The 7,318-nt window shown below is 45.1% G+C and carries 8 protein-coding genes; all 8 read right to left on the reverse strand.

Annotated elements, in window-relative coordinates; genetic code table 11:
* Positions 1 to 566: histidine kinase dimerization/phospho-acceptor domain-containing protein (locus R8269_RS22975; protein WP_318222673.1), on the reverse strand; the 566-nt coding region annotated here is incomplete at its 3' end.
* Positions 567 to 765: 199 nt separating this feature from the next.
* Complete coding sequence (locus R8269_RS22980) at positions 766 to 2,232, reverse strand: sigma-54 dependent transcriptional regulator (protein WP_053304424.1); 1,467 nt, start codon at positions 2,230 to 2,232, stop codon at positions 766 to 768.
* Between the two features lie 287 nt (positions 2,233 to 2,519).
* Positions 2,520 to 2,930 carry a flagellar export chaperone FliS gene (gene fliS / locus R8269_RS22985; RefSeq protein ID WP_005380457.1) on the reverse strand — a complete coding sequence of 137 codons (411 nt, stop codon included), beginning with the start codon at positions 2,928 to 2,930 and terminating at the stop codon, positions 2,520 to 2,522.
* A 12-nt stretch (positions 2,931 to 2,942) separates the two neighbouring features.
* On the reverse strand, positions 2,943 to 3,248 hold the full coding sequence (locus R8269_RS22990; RefSeq protein ID WP_005380456.1) for a flagellar protein FliT: 306 nt from the start codon (positions 3,246 to 3,248) through the stop codon (positions 2,943 to 2,945).
* A gap of 3 nt (positions 3,249 to 3,251) precedes the next feature.
* Positions 3,252 to 5,246, reverse strand: coding sequence for a flagellar filament capping protein FliD (gene fliD / locus R8269_RS22995; protein ID WP_005384492.1), 1,995 nt, complete (start codon positions 5,244 to 5,246; stop codon positions 3,252 to 3,254).
* Between the two features lie 21 nt (positions 5,247 to 5,267).
* Entirely contained in the window at positions 5,268 to 5,702 is a 435-nt protein-coding gene (flaG, locus tag R8269_RS23000; protein WP_005384493.1) for a flagellar protein FlaG, read from the reverse strand.
* A 92-nt stretch (positions 5,703 to 5,794) separates the two neighbouring features.
* Positions 5,795 to 6,925 carry a flagellin gene (locus tag R8269_RS23005; protein WP_005380449.1) on the reverse strand — a complete coding sequence of 377 codons (1,131 nt, stop codon included), beginning with the start codon at positions 6,923 to 6,925 and terminating at the stop codon, positions 5,795 to 5,797.
* A gap of 288 nt (positions 6,926 to 7,213) precedes the next feature.
* The coding region (locus R8269_RS23010) for a flagellin (RefSeq protein ID WP_254661342.1) at positions 7,214 to 7,318 on the reverse strand (105 nt) is incomplete at its 5' end.

Raw genomic sequence — 7,318 nt, forward strand, 5'->3', positions numbered from 1 at the left:
TTATTATCACCACCTTTAGCAAAAAGCAGCATATCATTAACCTGCTTTTCCAAATCGTGCAGTCGATCCATTAATTTGGTTTGGAAGCGATCTTTTGTCGCTGGAGGAAGATTTGGCGCTCCCAAATTGGATGCATATAACATAGCGCTCGACAGCGGCGTTCTTACTTGGTGAGCAAGCGATGCAACCATACGTCCTAACGACGATAAGCGCTGTAAATCACTGACACGAGCTTGAAGTAAACGGGTTTCGGTTAAATCGGTAATCAGGATCAATTGACCTGTTGTGGACGCCGAGATGGCGAGTCGAACTTTACGGCCATTACGTAATGAAACTTCGTGGCCATCATCTTCACGTGGGTCAAACACCGCCTGGATAACGTTGAACCATTTTTCGTTAACCAGTGGAATCTCAAGAATTCGGTGCGCTTCTGGATTTGCTTCACGCACTACTCCGTACGTATCGAGCAAAATCACTCCAGCAGGCATCACATCGAGCACCTGTTTGTAGCGCTCAACCTGATTCTCTACGGAATCTAAATGGGATTGATTGGTGTTGTTATCCATTACTGCCTGTCGAAATATCGCCGCTAAAACTAAAATAGCTTGGTAAGCAATTAGCGTACCAAGCTATTTTCTATATTTATCAGGACGTTAAGCTATCGACAATAAGTTGACACTCAGAGATAACGGTTTTGGATGCCAGAAAAACGATGTTAACCAGCCCAAGTGATTATTCAGATATCGTCTTAAAACTTCACTTTACCTAGCGCTGTAAGTTGTACTTACGCATTTTTTCCACCAGCGTAGTACGTCGCATACCCAGCATGTCGGCCGCTCTTGCTACAACGCCACCCTGCGCTTCTAATGCTTGGCTGATCATATTAACTTCTAAATCAGCCAGCAGCTCTTTCAAATTAACCCCTTCCGGTGGCAGCGCTTGCGGGGCGTTCATGCTGTGATCAAGGTCGTCTTGATCTTCAAAGCTAAAATCTTCAGAGAAGATATCTTGGAATACATCACGCTCTTGCTCTTCCACCGAAACAAATGGGTTGCTCTCTGGTTGGAACTCTGGGATGTCACTGTAGCGATATTTGGTTGGTAGATGGTTTACATCCACCAAGCTATTTGGATACAGAATAATCATTCGCTCAACAAGATTAGCCAACTCGCGTACGTTGCCCGGCCAGTTATGCTCCATCAGTGAGTTGATTGCACGAGGTGTAAAGCAGATAGGTTGTCCGCCCTCCGCCTCTAAACGTGTCATCAGTTCTTGCAGCAGCAATGGTATATCTTGTTTGCGCTCTTTCAGCGCTGGCATCTCAATTGGAAACACGTTCAGACGATAGAACAAGTCTTCTCGGAACGTACCTTCTTCAATCATATTTTCTAGATTACGGTGTGTCGCCGCCACAACTCGAACATTTACCTTGATGGTACTATTGCCACCTACACGTTCAAAGCAGCGTTCTTGCAATACACGAAGCAACTTTACTTGCATCGACATTGGCATATCGCCAATCTCATCAAGAAAGATCGTGCCACCGTCTGCGAGCTCAAATCGACCTTTACGGGCAGTTAACGCACCAGTAAACGCGCCTTTTTCGTGACCAAATAATTCGCTTTCTAGGAGCTCAGGCGGTATTGCACCACAGTTAATAGGTACAAATGCGCCATCGCGGTATGAAGAGTGATAGTGGATGTTACGCGCAACAACTTCTTTACCTGTACCGGACTCACCTAAGATCAACACGTTTGCTTCCGTGTTTGATACTTGCTCAATCAGGTGTCGAACTTCTTGAATACCTCTACTTTGACCAACTAAGCTGCGAAAAAGCGTGTTTTTGCGTGCACTAGCAACAACATTCACTCCTTTTCGCCCCAGAAAATCTTTGCAGTGGCGTAACGCTTCACTAAGCTGTGGGTAATTAAGCGGCAGCTCTAGTTCACCAACAAAATTTGGAAGATCATCAACAGGCAAAGGAAAACGGCCCATGACTAGAAGAGGGATGTGGTAAGCGCTGTTTAAATGAGAGATAACCGTACTCGCCGCTTGACCTGCTGGAATATTACCAACAATACAGCACGACCATACGCTAGACCAATCAACAACGCTGAGCTGATCAGAACTGACCGCTTCGCAATTTTCTCCAACAAATTCCAATATATTGCTTAAATTTAAACGACTTGATGCGTCATCATCAATTACAAGCAGCTTTGCCAAACCATGCATAAGTAAGAATGATTGCCTTTATTTTAGGTGCGTTGCGGCCAAACCTTGATTTGCGCAATTGGGTGCTAAAGAAGGCAGAACCACCACACTCAATTTACGATAGACAAAATAGGAAAATCAGCAACAAAAAAGCCATTAGGGCTACTAATGGCTTCTATTTTATTTGAATATAAAAATAAGGCAACCAAGCAATGGAGAGGTGTGAGCTTGATAGAAACTTTGCTACACAACTCGTTGCGCAATTGACAAATATATTCGTCTAGTATCTTAACGCATTGTTTTGACTATTAAATACCAACTTCAGCAGCGGTAAGATTATGAAACTCTGTTGGGATTTGGTCCCAAGCGGACTTGATCTCACGGATAATGTCGATAACGTCGTCGATCAGCTGAGGCTCATTTTGATGGTTAGCAGCAGAAATTTGCGTGATCATAAACTCATACAGTGAATCTAAGTTTGAAGCAATATCACCACCGTCATCCATAGATAGACAGCTGCGTAGCGCGATAATGATGTCTAACGCTTTACCCAAGCGCTCACCTTTTGCTGGAATATTGCCTGCTTGCATGGCTGCTTTACCTTGAATAAGGCGCTCAATCGCACCAGCCATAAGCATTTGAATGACTTTGTGCGGAGAAGCCGCGCTAAGCTGGCTGTCGACTGATACCTTTTTGTATGCTTGCAAAGAACCGCGCATAGTAATCCTCTTTTAAATAAATTTTTTGTACTGCTGAAGTGAACGCTGGCCATAACGAAACTTATGGAGCTCTTTTCCGACCTTTGACGTTTCCGATTGCATCAGCTCGACAATTCTTTTGGTACGAGTTAGCAATGCTTGCCACTCTGCATCCTGCTTAACCAAAGGATTTTGATGAATAATTGGTAACAGGTTTTGCAATAACCGTTCCCTGATATCGACCAAGCGAAGAATTTCTTCAGCATTAAAATCAATTTTTTCTAATTCTTGCGTAATTAGTTGATCTATATCACTAATTTCCATGAGTTCTTTTTGCATTTATTAACCCAACGCACTCATCAAAGCGCCTAACTGGCCTTGCATTTTACCGGTCGCATCTTGCATCGCGGTAAACTTCGCATGAGTACGCTTCTCTAGGCTTTCCATGCGGCGATCTAATGCCGCTTGATCGTCACTCAAACGGTAGTTTTGTTCTGTGAGACTTTTTTCTCGAGTACGAATACTGCCTGTAATACCTGTGATACCGTGAATCGCATCTTCTACTCGTTTAGCAAAACCTGTGTTGCCACCGAAGAACTTTTCTAACTCGTTGAAGTTATTGTTCAACTGGCGATCTAGCATGTCATAGTTGATTTCTAGGGTGCCTTGACGTGTGGTCGTAATGCCAAATTCTGTTAAGGACTTTAGGTTTTCAGGCGCCTTATCGATTCGAGTAGAAAAGACCGATTTTAATCGTGAATCTGCACTGCGTACGGTGCTGTCACCTGACAACGGCCCTTTTTGACCAGTTACCGGATCCACACTCGCCAACGCTTGGGAGGTTTGATAAAACGAGTTATACGCTGCCACAAAGTTTTCGATATCGTTGCGTACACTTTGACGGTCGTACTCGACACCAATTTCAGCAGGCGGTTTATTCGGTTCTGATTTGCCTTTTAGTGTTAAATCAACACCTTCGATCGCATCTTCAATCACATTGTTGTGGCTAGATAGCTTTGCCACGCCATCAAGCAGAACTTCTGAATCTTGCCCTGCTTGTACTTCTGTCATTCCAAGGTATTGTTCAAAAGCAGATTGTGCCTTTGCGATTTTCGCTTCTGCTTCATCAATTTTTTCCAGACGCTCACGTTCTTGAGGATCAAGTTTAGCGCGATGAATTTGCTTAGCTTGCGCTTCGGAAAGTTCACCACGTGCCACTTTTTCGTCTAACGCTTGCTTTTCACTCGCAATTTTTTGCTCGATTTCCGCTTTTTCTTGCTCAAGAAGCTGCTTAGCCTCTTTCGTCGTAACGTAAGAATCGGTTAGGGTGCCCGATGCGGCATTATTCCAGCCTGGTACATCTGGTGCCTTCTCTATTGCCTTTTCGTCGAGTTCGAGCTCTGGTTCTTCATAAGAGTCCAACAAAGTACCTGACGCAGTTTCTGTCCACCCTGGAATTCTGTCTTCAGGGCGTAAACTCGCGCGTCGGTTGGCTTCATCAATGGCTTCTTGACCAGCTTTGGCTGCTTCTGCACCCGCCGCAGAGATTGGCGCTTGCGATGCATCATCTTGTACATCGTCTGCCGCTTTTTGCTCTTCTGGAGGTAGAGGATTGCCGTTTGCATCCAGCTCTTCTGCTGGTTGTTCCGGAAATTTAAGAGGACCTAAGACATCTTCCGCCGCTGAACGAGCTTCTTCAAGCGCGTTGACGCGGTCTTCAAGTGTTTGGTATTCGAAATATTTAAGAGGGTTGCCTTTTTCTGCCTCCACACTGACTCTGATTTGATGATCCTTACCAGAGAGGTTAGAAGCAAGGATAAGGCGTGGACCTTCGACGTCGTTAATAAGAGATGCACGAACGCCAGGGTTATCTTTAGCGCCATTAATGCCGCGTACGACATCGATGAGCTTAGATCGGGAACGAACATCGATATTAAAACGCTCGTCACCAAGCGAAATCTGCAGCTTACCAGGGCCAAATTTTGCGTCTTCTGGCAATACGTCAGAAGCGACTTTATGGCTCTGAGCAAGCTGCAACACATCGATAGCATATTTGCCAGCGATAGCATCTGTGGTTGCCGTGGCAGATACAATATTGTCATTGGTCGTTTCGACGGTGCGAACGGCAAATGCTTTCTCCTGACGAAAGTTCGCCATGAGATTTTTCATCGTATCCAATGATTCTCTGAGTCGCCCGTAAGCACTGATACTGGCATTAATTGTCGTGCGTTCGTTGTCGATGCGTTGCTGCTTTGGTACGCGTTCGGCATCCACAATTTTGCTGACCATGGAATTAATATCCATGCCGCCAGACATCCCCAAAGGGCCTAAACTCATCAAATCACCTCTAAAAACGACTTACACTTTTTCAGTCAACAACCCGCTGTTGGCTGTGTGCTCAGCTAGGCGACGCAATACCACTAGCATTTCTTCATCAGGAATTTGACGAATCACGTCACCGGTATTGGCTTCATAAATCGTCACCACATCTCGTCCGGATTCTTCATCCACTCGAAATGCGACTCCTTTGTTTATGGACGTTACAAATTCATTCATTTGTGCGACCAATTTTTCACGTTCTTCTTTGTTCAGTTCTTGACGACTTTCAGCCATCTCGATCGCAGCTTGAACAGAGAAGTCGTATTCGGTGTTTTTCGCTTTTTGCGGCGAAATCTCACCATTTGAATTTGCTGGGCTAGACGTGCCTATATCATTGCCATTTTTATTTGCAAACTTTGTGCCATTTGGCGTGCCGTAAGGCTGGATGTTCGATGCGTAGGAGGATATATCCATTACAATCTCCCTTCCACCTTATGGGCTAACGATAGAATCTATCGCTTTGGTGCCCCAGCACTAAGGTGTTGACCTCAGGCTGGGTTTACCACTTAGCCCAACAAGCTTAGCGCTGCAGATGGAGACTGCTTCGCTTGAGCCAGGATTGAAGTACTTGCTTGCTGAAGAATTTGCGACTTAGTCATCGCAGTGGTTTCCTTCGCGTAATCAGTATCTTTAATACGGCTTTTAGACGCGTTAACGTTCTCGTTAATGTTGTCTAGGTTGCTGATTGCGTGGTTGAAGCGGTTTTGGAAAGCACCGAGTGAAGCTCGTTGGCTGTCTACGGACTTAAGAGCGCCGTCGATAACCGCTACTGCTTCTTGAGAGCCAGCTACTGTGGTTACGTCGATGTCTTTCACTGTTACGTCTTTCGGACCACCAAAGCCGATCTCGTCTGCTAGGTTGCCAGAAAACTCAACATCACCTTCAACTTTTTGAGAAGAAGCAAATACTTGTAGTTTGCCATCTTCGCCAACAGAGGCTTTTACATCATCGTTTTGACCGTTGATGTATGTCGCTAGCTGTTCAATATCATCGCCTTGCTTAGCGCTGATTGATAGCTCTTTCTCTTCACCCTGCTTGTTGGTGTAGCTCATTTTGAACTCTGTTTTCTCACCAACAGTCCAAGATGCGTCTTTACCCTCTTCTGCTGCGTAGCTCTTACCACCCATTGCTGAAGTGTCTGAGCGTAGGTTACCCATAGAAAGCATCACTGCTTCACCTGAGTCCGCCCCGATTTGGAAAGACTGAGTACCGTAAGTACCGTTTAGAAGCTTGTTACCACCGAAAGAGGTAGTTTCAGCAATACGGTTTAGCTCGTCGTTTAGCGCTGTTACTTCTTCTTGGATCGCTACACGTTCTGCTTTTGAGTTAGAGCCGTTCGCCGATTGAAGCGAAAGATCACGCATACGTTGTAGGATGTTGGTAGATTCATTCATTGCACCTTCAGCAACCTGTGCAATAGAAATACCGTCATTTGCGTTTTTCACTGCCATGTCTAGGCCACGGCTTTGTGCATTCAAGCGGTTTGAAATCTGTAGACCTGCAGCATCGTCTTTCGCGCTATTGATTTTATAACCCGAAGACAAACGCTCCATTGATTTTTGTTGACCGTCAGCTGCCTGGTTTAGGTAACGCTGTGCAGTCATCGCAGAAACGTTAGTATTAACGTTAATCGCCATAATTGATCTCCTTAAGGCTTTAGTGAATGTACCGTCGTGTCTCTCACCTCACTTAGGTACATCTCATTTCTCTCAGTCCCTTTAACGGCGACCGATGAATATCCTTTAGAAGAAATTTTCAATTTTTTGCGATTACTTTCTTTGGCTTACTGAAATGTGATGAAGCTCTAATGTCGTGATTCGCAGAAATCCTGGGGGCCCAAAAGACAGAAAAAAACCCAGCCGAAGCTGGGTTTACTCGCTCATCTCTCACCACGAGCCAATGAGGTTCTCGTCTTAGGTTTGAAATTAACCTAGCAGACTTAGCGCTGAGTTTGGCGCTTGTTTCGCTTGCGCAAGGATTGAGCTTGACGCTTGCGATAGAATTTGTGATTTGGTCATTGCCGTCGTTTC

The organism is Vibrio sp. Vb0667 (assembly GCF_033391095.1).